The organism is Streptomyces turgidiscabies Car8 (genome assembly GCF_000331005.1).
GTDB classification, from domain to species: Bacteria; Actinomycetota; Actinomycetes; order Streptomycetales; family Streptomycetaceae; genus Streptomyces; species Streptomyces turgidiscabies.
In genome coordinates this window covers 1-15,490 of record NZ_AEJB01000450.1, presented here as the reverse complement: position 1 = coordinate 15,490, position 15,490 = coordinate 1, and the positions used below count along the sequence as shown (strand labels likewise).

Sequence of the window (15,490 nt, the reverse complement as noted above, 5' to 3'; positions counted from 1 at the left end):
CTCCTCTCTTTTCCCAAAGGCCCCCTGCGTCACCGGGCGCGCCCTCAGACTGGCCGGTACGTCAGCACGGGGCCGGAGTCGGGGGTTGCGAGGAGGCGGACGGATGTCCCAGGACACCGACGACAGCGAGGGGTACGGGGTGTACGCCGGCGCGTCCGACGCGCACCTCACCGAATTGCTGCGCACCAACTCCCCCACCGCGTACCCCGCGTTGCAGGAACTCCGTGGCCGCCACCGCGCGTCCGTCCTGGCCTACGCCCGTCTGTGCACGGTGAGCGACTCCACAGCACGGCAGTTGGCGGACCAGGCGTTCACGGCGGCGGCCCGGGACACGGCACGCGGTACCGAGCCGAGCGTCCCCTGGCGCCACCAACTCCTGCTGCTGACCGCCGGCATGGCTGCCGCCTGGGCCACCGACGAACACGCGGCGGGCCTCGACCCGAGCCTGCTCCTCGTCCTGAGCACCGCCGGCGGCAGCTGGCCGCCCCCGCCCGTGCTGGGCCCGTTCCAGTCGCTGTCGTCCCGCACGCAGGGCCTCATCTGGTACGGCATCGTGGAGCGCGAGTCCGAGGACCGGACCGCCGCACTGCTCGGCCTGACGCCCGAAGACGTGACGTACGAGACGCAGGCCGCGCTCCAGACCCTGACCCAGGCCTGTCTGCGGTCCCGGCTGGCCGCCTCCGACGACCCGCGCTGCCAGGACTTCCGCCGGCTGATCGAGGAGTCGGTCCGCCCCGTCAACCCCCGCCACAGCACGGACCTGAACTCTCACATGGTCATCTGCCCGCACTGCTCGGGGGCCTACGGGGAACTCTCCGCCCTGCGCGACCACCCGCGCACGGCGCTCGGGGAGGGCCTGTTGCCGTGGTGCGGTCCGGCGTACGCGAGGGACGCACCGACGGTCACCCGCACCAACACCGTGCCCCCGGAGCCCAGTTGGCCCTGGTCGCCGGCCCGGCGGTCCCGGCGGCGGTTCGTGCTGGCCTCGGCGGTGCTCGGTGTGACGCTGGTCCCGCTGCTGATCGTGCTGCTCTCGTCGGGCGACAGCTCGCCGAGCCAGCGGGGCGGGTCGGGAACGCCCCCGCTCACCGCGGTACCGAGCGGCCCCGGGGCGCCGGTCCCCTCGGCGTCGGCGGACACCGGGGCCCCTTCTCCGCCGCCGACTTCACGACCGCCGGCCACTTCGACACCGACCGGTGAGCCAACGCCCTCGGCGGATCCCACGCCGAGCCCCACGCGCACGGCCGTGTTCCGGGCGCCCGGAGCCTCGTACGCCCAGGTGGTGAACGTCGCCTCGGGGCGCTGCCTGGACATCCGGGACGGTGCGCCGGAGAAGGGGACGGACGTCGTCACGGCGCCCTGTTCCGCGTCGGCCGCGACCCAACGCTGGCGGGTGGACGCCGACTTGGGGCTGCTGCGGTCGGCCGCCGACACCGATCTGTGCCTGGACAGCCGGGGTGACGTGGACAAGGGCGTCGGCATCTGGGAGTGCGCGTCGGTGGACAGTGACGACAACGGCGACAACCTGCGGTTCACCGTGGACGACGACGGTGTGATCCGTCCGGCGATCGCCATCGCGACGGCGCTCAGTCCGGACGTCGACGGCGGTCTGACCCTCGCACCGCTGTCGGGCGGGTCGGGGCAGCGCTGGCGCGCGGGCGCTAGCTGAAAAGTCCGTACTCGCCAACCTCCCGCGAGGGCCCGGCGTTTCACTCCGCCGTGGGAGAAGGGAGTGAAACGCCGCCGGGGAACTGTCGGCAACCCCGCACGCGACCGGTGGCGACCCGAGGGTGAATCCCGTTCCCCACAACAGGAGTTCACCCATGCGTAGACGCATCGCACGCCTCCTGGCGGTCCTCGCCTCGCTGGCAGCACTGATCGCCGCTCCCGGCCTGCCGGCGGCGTTCGCCGCTCCCGCCGTGTCGGCGGCACAGACGCGGGCCGCGGACGACTGGAACCCGCCCGCCAACCTCGTACAGCCGCTGAACGAGGTCTGGAACCACGTCTCGTCGACCTATCCGGACCTCTACGGCTTCCGCAACTACGGCTGGGACCAGGTCATGGCCAACCGGGGAAGCGTCAACTACTGCGTCCGCTGGGAGTCGGACGCGCCCGTCAGCACCGCACTGCGCGACCGGATCCACACGGCGCTGAAGAAGCAGTTCGGCAAGTGGATGTCGGCCATGGTCGACAACGGCAGGGGGCACAACGCCTGGCCGTACACGAACGTGCCCGTCAACATCGTCGGATGGGCGGTGAAGAACCGTTCGACCCTCCAGTGGACGGACAACTCCGTCGACATCTACGCCGGGAACCTCGACGGCGGCGGCTCCCCGCAGTGCGCTCCCGACTGCGGCCGCTTCTTCCACCAGGACGGCAACTACTCCAGGTGCCCGGGCGGCGCGTCCCGTCACTACGACCAGTCGCTGTGGCTGACGAAGGGCTTCCAGGGCGGCGCCGGCGGCGACTGGGGCCAGCGGGTCGGCCAGGAGTACTTCGTGAACACCCTCGGCCAGGAGAACATCCACATCTACCTGCACGAGGTCGGCCACACGTTCGGGCTCGACGACTTCTACGACTGGACCCCGACCGGCCAGTGCTGCTTCATCATGAACGCCGGCAGCGCGACCCAGATCACGGAGTTCGACAAGTGGATGTTCCGTGACTTCTGGCGCCACCTGAAGAACCGCTACGGCCTCTGAGCAGGCACCGAGCCGCCCGACGAACCAGGTCGACCTATCGGCTCAGACGACCTGTACGCCCCGCCGCCACACCCCGCTGACCAGCGGAACTCCCGGCCGGTAGGCCAGGTGTACGTGGCTCGGGGCGTCCAGGATCGTCAGGTCGGCGTACGCCCCGGGCGTGAGGCGGCCGACGTCGGTGCGGCGTAGCGCCCGCGCGCCCCCCGCTGTTGCCGACCAGACCGCCTCGTCCGGGGTCATGCCCATGTCCCGTACCGCCAGCGCGACGCAGAAGGGCACGGAGGAGGTGAAGGACGACCCCGGGTTGCAGTCCGTGGAGAGTGCGACCGTGACGCCCGCGTCGAGGAGACGGCGGGCGTCCGGCCACTGGGCGCGAGTCGAGAACTCGGCGCCGGGCAGCAGGGTCGCGACCGTCTCGCTGTTCGCGAGGGCGTCCACGTCGGCGTCGGTGAGGTGGGTGCAGTGGTCGGCGCTGGCGGCGTCCAGTTCGACGGCAAGCCGCACACCGGGGCCGTACGAGAGCTGGTTGGCGTGGACGCGCGGGTGCAGTCCCTTCGCCTTGCCCGCGGTGAGGATCGCCCGGGCCTGGTCGCCGTCGAAAGCACCCTTCTCGCAGAAGACGTCGACCCAACGGGCGTACGGGGCACAGGCGTCGAGCATCTCGCCGGTGACCAGGGCGACATAGCCGGCCGGGTCGTCGGCGTAGTCCGGGGACACGATGTGGGCGCCGAGGAAGGTGACCTCGTCGGTGTGGGCGGCGGCGATGCGCAGGGCGCGGGCCTCGTCCTCGACGGTCAGGCCGTACCCCGACTTGGTCTCGAAGGTCGTCGTGCCCTGGTGGAGGGCCTCGCGGAGAAAACGGGTGAGGTTGGCCTCCAGTTCCGCGTCCGTGGCGGCGCGGGTCGCGGCGACGGTCGTGCGGATACCCCCCGCTGTATAGCTGCGCCCGGACATGCGGGCGTTGAACTCCTGGGTCCGGTCGCCCGCGAAGACGAGGTGGGAGTGGGAGTCGACGAAGCCCGGGAGGACGGCCCTGCCACCTGCGTCGACCCGATTGTCAGTGGCGGGTGCTTTGCTGGATTCACCGGTCCAGACGACGCGGTCGCCCTCTATGACGACGGCCGCGTCCAGGACCAGTCCCAGAGAAGAACCGTCGCCGAGAGAGGGGTCGTTGGTGACCAGGCTGCCGATGTTCGTGATGACGGTCGTCGTGCCGGTGGTGGTGTCGGTCGTGCTGCCGATAGCGCTGTTCGTCCGGTTCGGGCTGCCCGGACTGCTCGGCGTGCTGGTGCTGTTCATGGCGTCCTCGTGGGTGACGGGCCTGCGGGCGGGCGGACGTACGGGGGTGCGTACGGGGTTCAGCCACGCAGGGCTTCGACAGCGGCCGCAAGGGCCTGCGGAACCTCGGGTACGAGGGTGTGCGCCCCGTCGCGCACGACGTGCCGGCCGCCCACGACCGTATGACGCACATCCGCTGCCGACGCTGCGAATACCGCGGTCTCCGCTCCCAGACGAGGCACCGGCCCCGCTGTTCTGACCGAGTCGAGCGCGATCGTCGTGAAGTCGGCGAGCGCACCCGCCTCCAGGGTGCCCGCGTCGGCCCAGCCGAGGGCCGCGTGACCGTCGGCGGAGGCCGCCCGGAGCAGGGCCGCCGCTGTCCAGTGGCCCCGGGTGCGGGTGCGCAGTCGCTCGTTCAGTTCCATGGCGCGCGCCTCTTCGAGCAGGTCGATGACGGCGTGGCTGTCGGAGCCCAGGCAGAGGGGTGAGCCCGCGCGCTGGAGGGCGACGGCGGGGCCGATGCCGTCGGCGAGGTCGCGTTCGGTGGTGGGGCACATGCAGGTGCCGGTGCCGCTGCCCCCGAGGAGCGCGATGTCCTCGTCGGTGAGGTGGGTGTTGTGGACGCCGGTGGTGCGGGGGCCGAGGACCCCGTGGTCGGCGAGCAGGCGGGTGGGGGTGCATCCGTGGGCGGCGAGGCAGGCGTCGTTCTCCGCCGTCTGCTCGGACAGGTGCACATGGAGCGGCGCCCTCCGTTCCTCGGCCCAGCGTGCCACGGTCGCCAGCTGGCCGGCGGGCACGGCCCGTACGGAGTGGATGGCGGCACCGATCCGCGCGTGATCCCGGTCCTTGAGAACTGAACAGCGTTCCGCCCAGGCGTCGGCCGTGCCGTCGGAGAACCGAAGCTGGTGACGGTTCGGGGGCTGTCCGCTCCTCTTGTCGTGGATCCCGGAGGAAAGGTAGGCGGTGTCGAGGAGGGTGATGCGGACTCCGGCGTCGGAGGCCGCGGCGAGGAGGGCCTCACCCATGGCGTTCGGGTCGGCGTACGGGGTACCGCCGGGGGCGTGGTGGACGTAGTGGAACTCGCCCACGGCGGTGATGCCGGCGAGGGCCATCTCGGCGTACACGGCACGGGCGAGGGCGTGGTAGCTCTCGGGGGTCAGCCGGTCGGCGAAGGAGTACATGATCTCGCGCCAGGTCCAGAAGGTGCCGGAGCCGACCTGGACGGTGCCGCGCAGGGCGCGGTGGAAGGCGTGACTGTGGGCGTTGGCGAGTCCGGGGAGGGTGAGCCCGCGGAGAATCTCGGCGCCGGGCGGCGGGGCGTCGACTCCGGTGCGGACGGCGGTGATCCGGCCGTCCCGCACATCGAGGGCGACGCCCGGCTCGACGTTGGTGTCGAGCCAGGCGTGCTCCAGCCAGTAGGTGCGCTGCGGACGCGCGTGCTGATGCGACTGCTGTTCCGGGTGCGTCACGTGCAGGCCAGCCCTTCCAGTACGTCGGCGAGTGCGGTCACCCCGGCCACGCAGTCGTCCTCGGCGGCGTACTCCGCCGGGGAGTGCGAGACGCCCGTGGGGTTGCGCACGAACAGCATGGCGGTCGGGATGCTCCCGGAGAGAATCCCCGCGTCGTGTCCGGCACCGGTGCCCAGGACGGGCACGGTGAGTTCGGCGTCTTCTCCCTCCCGGCCCAGCAGTCGGGCGAGTTCGTCGCGCAGGGCGTGGTCGAACTCGACGACGGGGGTGAACGACTCCCGGACGACGTCGAGGTCGACGCCGTGTGCCTCGGCGTACTCGCGGGCCGCCTTCTCGACGCCGGAGACGACGGTGTCGAGGGCGTGCTGGTCGGCGGCGCGGGAGTCGAGCCAGCCGCGTACGAGGGAGGGGATGGCGTTGACCCCGTTGGGCTCGACGGCGATCTTCCCGAAGGTGGCGACGGCGCCGGCGAGCTGCGCCTCGCGCCGGGCGGCGAGGACGGTCTCGGCGTACGACAGCATGGGGTCGCGGCGGTCGACGAGGCGGGTCGTACCGGCGTGGTTGGCCTCGCCTCGGAAATCGAACCGCCACCGCCCGTGCGGCCAGATGGCACTGGCGATGCCGACGCGGTCGCCGCTCAGGTCGAGAGCCCGCCCCTGCTCGACGTGCAGTTCGACGAAGGCGCCGATACGGGCGAGCCGCTCGGGGTCCGGCCCGATGGTGTCCGGGTCGTAGCCGGCGGCCTCCATCGCGCGCGGCAGGGTGACACCGTCCCCGTCGGTCAGCAGCCGGGCCTGCTCGACGGTGGCGGCACCGGCGGTGAGCCGCGACCCGACACAGGCGAGCCCGAACCGGGCGCCTTCCTCGTCCCCGAAGTTGACGATGGCCAGCGGCTTGGTGAACCGCACACCACGGCCCCGGAGTTCGTCGAGGGCGGCGAAGGAGGAGACGACACCGAGGGGCCCGTCGAAAGCCCCGCCGTCGGGCACGGAGTCGAGATGCGACCCGGTGACGACGGCGTCCCCGGCGCCGGGATCCCCGAGCCAGGCCCACTGGTTCCCGTTCCGGTCGACCTCGTGGACAAGCCCCCGAGCCTCGGCCTGCTCCTTGAACCAGGCCCGGCACTCAAGATCGACCCCGGTCCAGGCGAACCGGCGATAGCCCCGGGAGTCCGGGTGCCGCCCGATGGGCGCGAGGTCCCGCCACATCTCCAGAAAGGAGGCACCGGAAGAGCCGCTCGAACGGAGTTGCGAGGTGGGGAGGGTTGGTGCGGCCGAACCCGCGGTCGGCGACGAACTGTCCGCCTCCGCCGCGGAGTCACCGCCCCCGCCGGAAAATCCCCTCACGCGTCGTCTCCCTCGCGCATCGGCACCCGCACGCCCCGCTCGTCCGCGACCGACTCCGCGATGTCGTACCCGGCGTCCACGTGCCGGATCACACCCATCCCCGGGTCATTGGTCAGCACCCGGCGGATCTTCTCGCCCGCCAGCTTCGTGCCGTCGGCCACGCACACCTGCCCGGCGTGGATCGACCGTCCCATGCCGACCCCGCCTCCGTGGTGGATGGAGACCCAGGACGCCCCGGACGCCACGTTGACCATCGCGTTCAGCAGCGGCCAGTCGGCGATCGCGTCGGAGCCGTCGAGCATGGCCTCGGTCTCCCGGTAGGGAGACGCGACGGACCCGCTGTCGAGATGGTCGCGGCCGATGACCAGCGGCGCGGCCAGCTCTCCGCTCGCCACCATGTCGTTGAAGCGCTCGCCCGCCCTGTCCCGCTCGCCGTAGCCGAGCCAGCAGATCCGGGCCGGCAGCCCCTGGAAGTGGACGCGCTCTCCGGCCATCTTGATCCAGCGGTGCAGTGACGCGTTTTGAGCAGATTCAGCCTCGGGGAACAGCTCCAGCATCGCCTTGTCGGTCTTCGCGATGTCGGACGCCTCGCCCGACAGGGCGGCCCAGCGGAAGGGGCCCTTGCCCTCGCAGAAGAGGGGGCGAATGTACGCGGGCACGAAGCCGGGGAAGGCGAACGCCCGCTCGTATCCGGCGAGTTGGGCCTCACCCCGGATGGAGTTGCCGTAGTCGAAGACCTCGGCACCGGCGTCCATGAAGCCGACCATCGCCTCCACGTGCCGTGCCATCGACTCGCGCGCCCGGGTCGTGAAGCCGGCCGGGTCCTTCGCCGCGTAGGAGGCCAGGTCGTCGAAGTCGACGCCGACCGGCAGGTAGGAGAGCGGGTCGTGGGCCGACGTCTGGTCGGTGACGATGTCGATGGGGGCGCTCTCGGCGAGCATGCGCGGGAACAGCTCGGCCGCGTTGCCCAGCAGGCCGATGGAGAGCGGGCGGCGGGCGTCACGGGCCTCCACCGCGAGCTGGAGGGCGTGCTCCAGGGAGTCGGCCTTCACGTCGAGGTACCGGTGCTCGATGCGGCGCTCGATGGCACGCGGGTCGACGTCGATGCAGATCGCGACGCCGTCGTTCATCGTTACGGCGAGCGGCTGGGCGCCGCCCATCCCGCCGAGGCCGGCGGTGAGGGTGATCGTCCCGGCGAGGGTGCCGCCGAACTTCTTGGCGGCGACGGCGGCGAAGGTCTCGTAGGTGCCCTGGAGGATGCCCTGGGTGCCGATGTAGATCCAGGACCCGGCCGTCATCTGCCCGTACATGGTCAGGCCGAGGGCCTCCAGACGGCGGAACTCCTCCCAGTTGGCCCAGTCGCCGACCAGGTTGGAGTTGGCGATCAGCACGCGCGGGGCCCACTCGTGGGTCTGCATGACACCGACGGGGCGGCCCGACTGGACGAGCATCGTCTCGTCCTGCTTGAGGGTGCGCAGGGTGCGGACCATGGCGTCGAAGGAGCGCCAGTCACGGGCGGCCTTGCCGGTGCCGCCGTAGACGACGAGCTTGTCGGGGTGTTCGGCGACCTCGGGGTCCAGGTTGTTCTGCAGCATCCGCAGGGCGGCCTCCTGCTGCCATCCCAGGGCACTCAGTTCCGTACCGCGCGGGGCTCGTACGGGGCGGGGTCCTGACATGGTCTGCCTCCCAGCGGACTGCTAGCGACTGTTGCAGTGGATATTCACATCTTCGCTTCCTGAATAGAACTAGTCAATACGTTCTTGCGCCAGCATGCGCGCGTCGCGGATGTTTGGCTTGACCCATCGATACGGACAACGACACCACGGGGGATGTCATGGAACACAACAGGTCGGATCGGATCAGCCGGCGGGACGAAGCCGTACGCGCCGCCGTGGAGCAGGGGCTGCTCCACACCCACGCACCCATCGTCGGTCTGCTCGACGTCACCGGCATCCGCGAGTCCGCCGCCGAGCTCCGCGCCGCCTTCGACGCGGTACTGGCGCCCGGCACGCCCGTACTGCACGCCTTCGCGGTGAAGGCGACCCCGCTGGTGCCCGTACTGCGGCTGCTGCGCGAGGAGGGGATCGGGGCCGAGGTGGCGAGCCCGGGGGAGCTGGCGCTGGCGCGGGCGGCGGGGGTGCCGCCGAACCGGACGGTGCTGGACTCGCCGGCCAAGACACCCGCCGAACTGCGCGAGGCGCTGGCACTGGGCATCGCCGTGAACGCCGACAACCCGCAGGAGCTGGACCGGCTCGACGCGCTGATGAGCTCGGCGACCAGCCGGTCCCCTGTCGGGATCAGGGTGAACCCGCAGATCGGCGGAGGGTCGATCGGGGCCACGTCCACGGCCACGGCGACCTCGAAGTTCGGGGTGGCGCTCCAGGACGAGGGGGCGCGCGAGTGGATCGTGGGGGCGTACGCCGAGCGCCCGTGGCTGACCAGGCTGCACGCGCACACCGGGTCGCAGGGCATCCCGCTGTCGCTGATGGTGCGGGGCGTGGCGGAGACGTACGCGCTCGCCGAGGAGATCAACCGACGGGTCGGGCGGCGGCAGATCGACACGATCGACATCGGCGGCGGGTTGCCGGTCAACTTCGCGTCGGACGCGACGAGTCCGACGTTCGCGCAGTACGCGCGACTGCTGGGCGACGCGGTGCCGGGGCTGTTCTCGGGCCGGTACGGGCTGGTGACCGAGTTCGGGCGGTCACTGCTGGCCAAGCACGGCACGGTGGTGGCCCGGGTCGAGTACGCGAAGAGTGCCGGCGGACGCCCGGTCGCGGTCACGCACGCGGGCGTGCAGGTCGCGACCCGGACGGTGTACGCACCGGGTTCGTGGCCGCTCAGGATCGCCGCGTACGACGGGAAGGGGCACCCCAAGTCCGGGGCGGACGTGGTGCAGGACGTGGCCGGGCCCGCCTGCTTCTCCGGCGACCTGCTCGCCGAGGGACGGGCACTGCCGCTCCTCGAACAGGGCGACTACGCGGCGGCGCTGGACACGGGCGCGTACTACTTCGCGCACCACTACGGGTACAACTCCCTCGCCCGGCCGGGGATCTACGGGTTCGCGTCGGCCAGGGGCGGCGACGGCGGGGATGGGGACGGCGGAGACGGGGCCGTCGCCTTCGCGGTCGTACGGGAGCCGCAGACCGTCGCCGAGATCGTGGCCGAATCCGGCGGGGCGCACGCCTCCGCGCTCACCACCCTCGCCACACCCGCCTCCCCCTCCGCGCGCCCTTGACGGACGCCGGGGAACATGCAGGTCAACTGCCCTGAAAACAGGCTCAGTCGACCCACCTTAGTCATCCGGCGCATGTTCCACTGGAAAATGCCAGATCTCTCACTCCTCGCGCACACGTTGCGTAGCGTCTGCGTCACTCAGCCGAACACCGGGCTGGCCGGACATCCGTCGGCCGAACGCCAGGTGGGGCGGCCGAACACCAGCCGGACAGACGCGAGCGGGACAGGCGGGAGGGGCTCAGGGTGCCCGGAATCGACGAGTGCTTACTGGAAGCCATGCGGCTGCCCGGTGCCCGGGGCGCCGCGCTGGTCGACTGGACCAGCGGGCTGGCACTGGGCACCGTCGGGGAATCCCCGGGCGGTGACCCGGAGACGATGGCGGCCGAGGCGGCCGAGCTGGCCCGGCTGGCCGCCGAGCACCGCGCGTTCGCCCCGGAGGAGGACGACGAGGCCGACGCCGACGCATTCACCGGCGGCCGGCCGGGGCAGGATCCTCCGGTCGAGGATCTGATCATCAGCAACCGCGACAGCTATCACGTCCTGCGGTTCGTCAGGACGAGCTTCGACAGCAGCGTGTTCCTGCATCTGTGGCTGGCCCGCGCGGACGGCAATCTCGCGCTGGCCCGTATCCGGCTCGGCGAGATGGCCGGACGGCTGGTGCTGGGATGACGACACTGCGCACGAACCTGACGACCCCGCCCCCGCGCCTGCCGGTGCGGGACAGGGCGGCAGCCCGGCAGCGGGCGTGGGGCGGGGTCTCGCCGATGCTCGCCCGGCTCGCCACCGAGCGGGCCACCGGCGTCCTGGTCCGCGAGCGCGGCTCGCTCTACCTCGCCGACGGCCAGGTGGTGCACGCGGAGAGCCCGGCCGTACCCGGCCTCGACGTGCTGCTCACGGCGCGCGGCACGCTGGACGCGGACGGCTGGCGGGACGCGGTCGGCGCGGCCGGCGAGCTGCACCGGGTCGGGCGGTTCCTGGTCGAGAGCGGCCGGATCGGCGCCGGCGCCCTGGAGGTGTGCCACCTGGGGGCGCTGTTCGACGCCGCGTACTTCGCCCTCTCGCCCAGCGGCACGCCGGGACACTTCCGGTACGGGGACACGCACTGGCTCGGCCCGGTGAGACCGGTACCGGTGGCGGCGGTCGAGCACGAGACGCTGCGCAGGCGCGCCCTGCTGCACCGCATCTGGCCCGACCCCGCCCCCGACAGCGCCCCCCTGCTCCTCTCCGGCAGCCCGGCCGCACCGACGGTCACCGCCCGCCAGCACGCCGTACTGGCCCTGGTCAACGGGGTCCGTACGGCGGCGGACATCGCCCTGGCGCTGGCCCGCCCGACGTTCCACGCCCTCGTGGACATACGGCGCCTGGCAGCCGCCGGCGTCATAGCCCCGGACGCCACCCCGGCCCCGACGCCCGCCGACCCCGCCCTCGCCGCTCCACCACCGTCCGAGTCGTCCGCTCCCCCGGCTCCCCCCGGGACACTGCCGCCGTCGTTCGCCGACCCCAACATCACGCTGCTGAAGAGGCTCAGGGATGCGCTGGAGGCCCTTTGAACGGCAGCGCCCGCGTGCCGAGAGGAGACAACTCATGGCAGCCGAGGCCGAAGTCATGGACGAACTGCGCCGGTTGCGGGCCCGCGTACCCCAGCTCACCGGCGCGCTCGCGGCCAGCGTCGACGGTCTCGTCCTTGTGCAGGACACCCCCGGTGTCGAACCGGAGACGGTCGCGGCGCTCACCGCCACCGCGCTCAGCGTCGCCGTACGGATGGCCGACGCGACCGGCCAGGGCGACTTCCGCGAGCTGCTCGTGCGCGGGGTGTACGGCTACGTGGCGACGTACGCGGCGGGCCGTACCGCCGTCCTGACGCTGCTCGCCCAGGACCGCGTCAACGTCGGCCGGCTGCACCTGGAGGGCCGCCGGGCCGGCCTGCGCATCGGGGAACTGGTCGACGCGGCGACCGAGACCCGGTCACCGCCGGCCGTGGCCGAACGGGCCATCGAACCGGCCACCGAGCCCGCAGCGCCTCCCATGCCCACGGCCGCACCCGCCCCCATGCCCACTCGAACCAGATCCCCGCGCGCGGCACGCACACCGTCAACCACGCCCAACGCGCGTACCACCACGGATAGTTGAACCGAAGCAGGAGAGGAAAACCGTCATGGCCACCACAGAGACCGCGTTGAAAGAGGCGCTGACCTCCATCGAGGGCGCCACCGGAGTCGCACTCGTCGACTACACCAGCGGCATGGCCCTGGGCACGATGGGCGGCAGCAAGACCTTCGACCTGAACGTCGCCGCCGCCGGCAACACCGATGTCGTACGCGCCAAGATGCGGACGATGGAGCACCTCGGCCTGAAGGGCGAGATCGAGGACATCCTGATCACGCTGTCCAGCCAGTACCACCTGATCCGCATGATGAAGGGGCGCGGCGGCAACGGCCTCTTCCTCTACCTGGTGCTGGACATCAGCCGTTCCAACCTGGCGATGGCCCGCCACCAGCTGAAGAGGATCGAGGCGGAGATCGAGGTCTGAGCCGGGACCGACGAGCCGGATCCGCCGAACTCGGCGGCCGAGCCGGACCAGCTAGACCAGCTAGACCAGTACGTCGCCGCGGCGGCGCGCCCCGCCCGGGGTCGCGTCGCCCGCGGCGATTCCCGTGGCGCGGTAGGCCTTGACGGGCTTGCCGACCGGGGCTCCGGAGCGCGGGCCGAGCCAGTCGACCCGCACCCAGAGCAGTACGTCGTCGGCGCGCTCGCGGCGGCCCAGCCAGGCGGCCTTCAGCCGCAGCCCGGTACCGGCTCCGGCGAGCAGCATCCCGCCCGCCGCGGGCACCGCGAGGGAGCTGACCAGCGCGGCGGCGAAGGCGAGCAGCAGCCACCAGCGGTGGCCGCGGCGCCAGTTGCGTATGGTCACCGCGCGGTCCTGGAGCACGTCGTGCCGCCCGGCCCGGACGGGACCGGCGGCGAGCGCGGTGTAGCGCCCGCGCCGCAGGTACGCCACGATCCCGGCCGTGACGATGAACAGCGCGGCCCCCGCCATCACCCCGATCCGGCGACCGGTGATCCCCGGCACCAGTACGCCGATGCCGGCCGCGAACACTCCGAACCACCACATGGGCGCCGCTCCGGCCCGTACGACCACAGCCACCCGCGCCAGCCCCTGCCTTCCACGAACTCCGCGCGCCACGTCCGCCTCCCGGTAAGTCCATTTCGGCACAGTCCTGCCGGAGCGGGAGAGTAGCGAGCGAACGTGAGACCAGTCTGAGAACCGGGGAAGGACGCGCGAAGGACCCGCGAAGGCACCGCGCGGGCCTACTCGACGAACAGCCCCCGGGCCGCCGCCCTCGCGTCGAACTCCTCCAGGCGGGCCTGGGCGTCCGGCAGGTCGTCGCACATCGCCTCCAGCAGCACCCGGCCGAGCAGCATCGGCGCACAGGCGGTGTCGAAGGCGAGGCCGGTGCCGACGGCGGCCGGCAGCAGGAGGTCGGAGACCTTCGCGACCGGCGCGAACGCCGAGTCGGCGACGGTGACGACGGTCAGCCCCGCCCCCTTGGCGTAGGCGAGGGTGTCGACGACCTCGCGCGGATGCCGGGGCAGCGCGAAGCACAGCAGGGTCGAGGCGCCCGCCCGTACGGCGGCGTCGATACGGTCGTGGATCATCGTGCCGCCCTCGTGGAGCAGCCGTACGTCGGGGTGGACCTTGGCGGCGAAGTAGGCGAAGCCGTACGCCTGGGAGGCGGCGGCGCGCAGCCCGAGGACGGGCAGGGGGCGCGAGGCGGCGAGCAGCCGCCCCGCCCGCAGCACCGGACGCGGGTCGGCGAGGATCTCCGCCAGGTGCCTCAGGTTCTCGATCTCGGCCTCGACGGCCTGCTGGTACTCGTTGTACGAGCCCGGCTCGGCGCTCTGTTCGGTGGGGGCGACCTCGCGCAGGTGCTTGCGCAGCGCCGGGTAGCCGTCGAAGCCGAGGGCTACGGCGAAGCGGGTGACGGACGGCTGGCTGACACCGGCCAGTTCGGCCAGCTCGACGCTGGAGAGGAAGGGCACCTCGGAGGCGCGGCGCACCATGCTGTGCGCGATGCGCCGCTGGGTCGGGGTGAGCCGGTGCCCTTCGAAGAGGGCCTGGAGCCGGGCGGCGGGGCTGTCGGGAAGGTGCCCGCTCGCGCCCACCTCGCCTGCGGCGCCCTCGGTCCCCACCGCCCTGTCCGTCCCCTCCGCGCCCGTACCGGCATCCCTGTTGTCGTCGTTGTCGTCCGCGCTCGGCGTGCTCATTCCCCGCTCCCCCTCCAGATCTCCGTGAACCGGTCCAGCAGTGCCGACGCCGCTGTCACGTCGTCCGTGAGCGGCCGGTCGGTCGAGTCGTCGTCGAGGACCGACTCGGCCAGCTCCAGCGCCCGTCCGGCCGGCAGCTCCGGGTCCGGCCGCAGGTCGCGCTGGCGCAGCGCCCGCACGGCGGCGACCAGTTCGCAGCCGACGACGAGACGGTACGCGTCGCACGCGCGCAGTGTCTGGCGGGCGGCGAGCGAGGCGAAGCTGGCCTGTTCCTCGACGCCCCGGGAGAGTACAGCGTGCCCGAGCGAGGCGGGCGCGGAGAAGGCCCGCAGGTCACCGAGGGCCGCGCCGGCCGCGTACTCCAGGATCATCACCCCGGAGGCGGCGGGCTCGTGGTCGGCGAGGAAGGGGCGCAGGCGGGTGAAGGCGGGCTCGTTCAGGGTGGACAGGCGTGAGGTGGACAGCCGCGCCACCTGGGTGACGGCCAGCCTGAAGTGGTCCAGGGCGAGGGCGAGTTGGGCCTGGTAGAAGCCGCCGTGGTGGTAGGCGGTGAGGTCCTCCGGGGAGATGAGCGGGTTCTCGGCGGCGGCGTTGATCTCGATGGCGAGTACTCCCTCCAGCGCGTCCGCCGCGTCGTGCGCGGGCCCGTGGATCTGCGGCAGGCACCGGAAGCCGTACGGGTCCTGGATGCGCCCGAGGGGAGGGGTGGGCCGGTCCGCGGAACCGATCAACTCCCGCATCCGGCGGGCTACTTCGACGGACCCGCGGTGCGGACGGGCGGCGTGCACGGGCGCCGCGTACGCCTCGTGGGAGCCGTCGACGGCGTGCAGCGAGAGCGCGGCGACGACCTGGGTGGCGGCGATGAGCCCGCGCAGCTCGTGCAGGGCCAGCGCGGCCTGCCCGAGGGTCAGCGCGTTGCTGCTGATCAGAGCGAGGGCGTCGTTGTTGTCGAGCGCCTGGGGCTCAGGTGCACCGACGGCCCGACGCCCCCGGAGCACCGATCCCCCACCCTGAAGAGCCAGGAACGCATCGGCCCCAGGACTGGCAAATTGCCCATCTTCGCTTGTTTGAGCTTCCTGGATACCAATACGGCCTAGGACCTATTCAGCAGGCTTAGACAGAGCTAACAGGCGTTGTAGATACCCAAAGCTATGCCGGTAACTGGTTCCGTGAGAGCGGCATCCCTAACGGC

At 72.1% G+C, this 15,490-nt stretch carries 13 protein-coding genes and 1 pseudogene; 7 read left to right on the top strand and 7 right to left on the bottom strand.

Annotated elements, in window-relative coordinates:
• Positions 1–103 precede the first annotated feature (103 nt).
• Positions 104–1,669 (top strand): RICIN domain-containing protein, encoded by a 1,566-nt coding sequence (locus STRTUCAR8_RS32695; protein WP_006380484.1) that lies wholly within the window; start codon positions 104–106, stop codon positions 1,667–1,669.
• Positions 1,670–1,823: 154 nt separating this feature from the next.
• The gene (locus STRTUCAR8_RS32690) at positions 1,824–2,702 is read left to right on the top strand and encodes a zinc metalloprotease (RefSeq protein WP_006380480.1); all 879 of its coding nucleotides are present in this window, start codon (positions 1,824–1,826) and stop codon (positions 2,700–2,702) included.
• Between the two features lie 42 nt (positions 2,703–2,744).
• Here STRTUCAR8_RS32690 and hutI read toward each other — a convergent pair whose 3' ends face one another.
• The 4 genes from hutI to hutU form a co-directional block, all read right to left on the bottom strand.
• Entirely contained in the window at positions 2,745–4,001 is a 1,257-nt protein-coding gene (gene hutI, locus STRTUCAR8_RS32685) for an imidazolonepropionase (RefSeq protein WP_006380487.1), read from the bottom strand.
• A 59-nt stretch (positions 4,002–4,060) separates the two neighbouring features.
• On the bottom strand, positions 4,061–5,449 hold the full coding sequence (locus STRTUCAR8_RS32680; protein WP_006380489.1) for a formimidoylglutamate deiminase: 1,389 nt from the start codon (positions 5,447–5,449) through the stop codon (positions 4,061–4,063).
• Complete coding sequence (locus STRTUCAR8_RS32675; RefSeq protein ID WP_044473300.1) at positions 5,446–6,657, bottom strand: allantoate amidohydrolase; 1,212 nt, start codon at positions 6,655–6,657, stop codon at positions 5,446–5,448. Before STRTUCAR8_RS32675 ends, STRTUCAR8_RS32680 begins: the two co-directional genes overlap by 4 nt.
• Positions 6,658–6,791: 134 nt before the next feature.
• Positions 6,792–8,471: a urocanate hydratase gene (hutU, locus tag STRTUCAR8_RS32670; protein WP_006380485.1), complete on the bottom strand. Its 1,680-nt coding sequence runs from the start codon at positions 8,469–8,471 to the stop codon at positions 6,792–6,794.
• A 158-nt stretch (positions 8,472–8,629) separates the two neighbouring features.
• On the opposite strand from hutU, the gene STRTUCAR8_RS32665 reads away from it, so the two are divergent.
• From STRTUCAR8_RS32665 to STRTUCAR8_RS32645, 5 genes are all read left to right on the top strand, one after another.
• Positions 8,630–10,033 (top strand): type III PLP-dependent enzyme domain-containing protein, encoded by a 1,404-nt coding sequence (locus STRTUCAR8_RS32665; RefSeq protein WP_006380479.1) that lies wholly within the window; start codon positions 8,630–8,632, stop codon positions 10,031–10,033.
• 242 nt (positions 10,034–10,275) lie between these two features.
• A complete protein-coding gene (locus STRTUCAR8_RS32660; RefSeq protein WP_006380477.1) occupies positions 10,276–10,701 on the top strand; it encodes a hypothetical protein in 426 nt (141 codons plus the stop codon).
• Positions 10,698–11,582 carry a hypothetical protein gene (locus STRTUCAR8_RS32655; RefSeq protein WP_006380486.1) on the top strand — a complete coding sequence of 295 codons (885 nt, stop codon included), beginning with the start codon at positions 10,698–10,700 and terminating at the stop codon, positions 11,580–11,582. Before STRTUCAR8_RS32660 ends, STRTUCAR8_RS32655 begins: the two co-directional genes overlap by 4 nt.
• Before the next feature lie 34 nt (positions 11,583–11,616).
• On the top strand, positions 11,617–12,162 hold the full coding sequence (locus tag STRTUCAR8_RS32650) for a roadblock/LC7 domain-containing protein (RefSeq protein ID WP_006380478.1): 546 nt from the start codon (positions 11,617–11,619) through the stop codon (positions 12,160–12,162).
• Between the two features lie 25 nt (positions 12,163–12,187).
• The gene (locus tag STRTUCAR8_RS32645) at positions 12,188–12,562 is read left to right on the top strand and encodes a roadblock/LC7 domain-containing protein (RefSeq protein WP_006380481.1); all 375 of its coding nucleotides are present in this window, start codon (positions 12,188–12,190) and stop codon (positions 12,560–12,562) included.
• 60 nt (positions 12,563–12,622) lie between these two features.
• Here STRTUCAR8_RS32645 and STRTUCAR8_RS32640 read toward each other — a convergent pair whose 3' ends face one another.
• The 3 genes and pseudogenes from STRTUCAR8_RS32640 to STRTUCAR8_RS32630 form a co-directional block, all read right to left on the bottom strand.
• A complete protein-coding gene (locus tag STRTUCAR8_RS32640) occupies positions 12,623–13,216 on the bottom strand; it encodes a hypothetical protein (RefSeq protein ID WP_006380482.1) in 594 nt (197 codons plus the stop codon).
• 125 nt (positions 13,217–13,341) lie between these two features.
• Positions 13,342–14,298 (bottom strand): MurR/RpiR family transcriptional regulator, encoded by a 957-nt coding sequence (locus tag STRTUCAR8_RS32635; RefSeq protein WP_006380476.1) that lies wholly within the window; start codon positions 14,296–14,298, stop codon positions 13,342–13,344.
• Positions 14,295–15,350, bottom strand: a pseudogene (locus STRTUCAR8_RS32630) (aromatic amino acid lyase); the annotation flags it as partial. The gene STRTUCAR8_RS32635 and the pseudogene STRTUCAR8_RS32630, both read right to left, overlap by 4 nt.
• Between the last annotated feature and the right edge of the window lie 140 nt (positions 15,351–15,490).

Coding starts and splice junctions, on each gene's coding strand:
- STRTUCAR8_RS32690 (WP_006380480.1), top strand. CDS start 1,824: ATGCGTAGACGCATCGCACGCCTCCTGGCGGTCCTCGCCTCGCTGGCA.
- STRTUCAR8_RS32645 (WP_006380481.1), top strand. CDS start 12,188: ATGGCCACCACAGAGACCGCGTTGAAAGAGGCGCTGACCTCCATCGAG.
- STRTUCAR8_RS32655 (WP_006380486.1), top strand. CDS start 10,698: ATGACGACACTGCGCACGAACCTGACGACCCCGCCCCCGCGCCTGCCG.
- STRTUCAR8_RS32650 (WP_006380478.1), top strand. CDS start 11,617: ATGGCAGCCGAGGCCGAAGTCATGGACGAACTGCGCCGGTTGCGGGCC.
- hutU (WP_006380485.1), bottom strand. CDS start 8,471: ATGTCAGGACCCCGCCCCGTACGAGCCCCGCGCGGTACGGAACTGAGT.
- hutI (WP_006380487.1), bottom strand. CDS start 4,001: ATGAACAGCACCAGCACGCCGAGCAGTCCGGGCAGCCCGAACCGGACG.
- STRTUCAR8_RS32635 (WP_006380476.1), bottom strand. CDS start 14,298: ATGAGCACGCCGAGCGCGGACGACAACGACGACAACAGGGATGCCGGT.
- STRTUCAR8_RS32695 (WP_006380484.1), top strand. CDS start 104: ATGTCCCAGGACACCGACGACAGCGAGGGGTACGGGGTGTACGCCGGC.
- STRTUCAR8_RS32665 (WP_006380479.1), top strand. CDS start 8,630: ATGGAACACAACAGGTCGGATCGGATCAGCCGGCGGGACGAAGCCGTA.
- STRTUCAR8_RS32675 (WP_044473300.1), bottom strand. CDS start 6,657: ATGTGGCGGGACCTCGCGCCCATCGGGCGGCACCCGGACTCCCGGGGC.